This is a genomic window from Pseudomonas sp. GW821-FHT01A09 (assembly GCF_058986725.1).
The window spans coordinates 1,687-3,340 of sequence record NZ_JBYSWB010000062.1 but is presented as its reverse complement, the minus strand read 5'-3'; the positions used below and the strand labels follow the sequence as shown (position 1 = coordinate 3,340).

The window sequence follows — 1,654 nt, the reverse complement described above, 5'->3', positions numbered from 1 at the left end:
GCGATGCATCGTTTCACTGCTGAGTTCGGGATGGGATCAGGTGGTTCCAATGCTCTATGGTCGTCAAGAAATTCTGTTTGCCAGCAGGTCGTTTTAGGCGACCTTCCAGCGAATCGGGTATGTGATAGTCATTTGTGTGCAACTCTTCAGAGTCTGCGAACTTTCGGTTCGTGTCGTCTCCACAGTCACCGCAATCTGTGCCCTTCGGGTCATCAAATTGCTTGGGTGTTATATGGTCAAGCCTCACGGGCAATTAGTATTGGTTAGCTCAACGCCTCACAGCGCTTACACACCCAACCTATCAACGTCGTAGTCTTCGACGGCCCTTCAGGGAACTCAAGGTTCCAGTGAGATCTCATCTTGAGGCAAGTTTCCCGCTTAGATGCTTTCAGCGGTTATCTTTCCCGAACATAGCTACCCGGCAATGCCACTGGCGTGACAACCGGAACACCAGAGGTTCGTCCACTCCGGTCCTCTCGTACTAGGAGCAGCCCCTCTCAAATCTCAAACGTCCACGGCAGATAGGGACCGAACTGTCTCACGACGTTCTAAACCCAGCTCGCGTACCACTTTAAATGGCGAACAGCCATACCCTTGGGACCGGCTTCAGCCCCAGGATGTGATGAGCCGACATCGAGGTGCCAAACACCGCCGTCGATATGAACTCTTGGGCGGTATCAGCCTGTTATCCCCGGAGTACCTTTTATCCGTTGAGCGATGGCCCTTCCATACAGAACCACCGGATCACTAAGACCTACTTTCGTACCTGCTCGACGTGTCTGTCTCGCAGTCAAGCGCGCTTTTGCCTTTATACTCTACGACCGATTTCCGACCGGTCTGAGCGCACCTTCGTACTCCTCCGTTACTCTTTAGGAGGAGACCGCCCCAGTCAAACTACCCACCATACACTGTCCTCGATCCGGATAACGGACCTGAGTTAGAACCTCAAAGTTGCCAGGGTGGTATTTCAAGGTTGGCTCCACGAGAACTGGCGTCCTCGCTTCAAAGCCTCCCACCTATCCTACACAAGCAAATTCAAAGTCCAGTGCAAAGCTATAGTAAAGGTTCACGGGGTCTTTCCGTCTAGCCGCGGATACACTGCATCTTCACAGCGATTTCAATTTCACTGAGTCTCGGGTGGAGACAGCGCCGCCATCGTTACGCCATTCGTGCAGGTCGGAACTTACCCGACAAGGAATTTCGCTACCTTAGGACCGTTATAGTTACGGCCGCCGTTTACCGGGGCTTCGATCAAGAGCTTCGCGTGAGCTAACCCCATCAATTAACCTTCCGGCACCGGGCAGGCGTCACACCCTATACGTCCACTTTCGTGTTTGCAGAGTGCTGTGTTTTTAATAAACAGTCGCAGCGGCCTGGTATCTTCGACCGGCATGAGCTTACGGAGCAAGTCCTTCACCCTCACCGGCGCACCTTCTCCCGAAGTTACGGTGCCATTTTGCCTAGTTCCTTCACCCGAGTTCTCTCAAGCGCCTTGGTATTCTCTACCCAACCACCTGTGTCGGTTTGGGGTACGGTTCCTGGTTACCTGAAGCTTAGAAGCTTTTCTTGGAAGCATGGCATCAACCACTTCGCGCTCTAATGAGCACTCGTCATCAGCTCTCGGCCTTGAGATCCCGGATTTACCTAAGATCCC

Annotated in this window: 2 rRNA genes (1 of these 2 cut by a window edge); both read right to left on the bottom strand. The window is 52.9% G+C overall.

Annotation, left to right across the window (positions count from 1 at the left end):
* A 5S ribosomal RNA gene (gene rrf / locus AC3WJP_RS29000) occupies window positions 1–68 on the bottom strand; the annotation flags it as partial.
* Window positions 69–232: 164 nt separating this feature from the next.
* Window positions 233–1,654, bottom strand: a 23S ribosomal RNA gene (locus tag AC3WJP_RS28995); it runs 1,570 nt beyond the window's last position.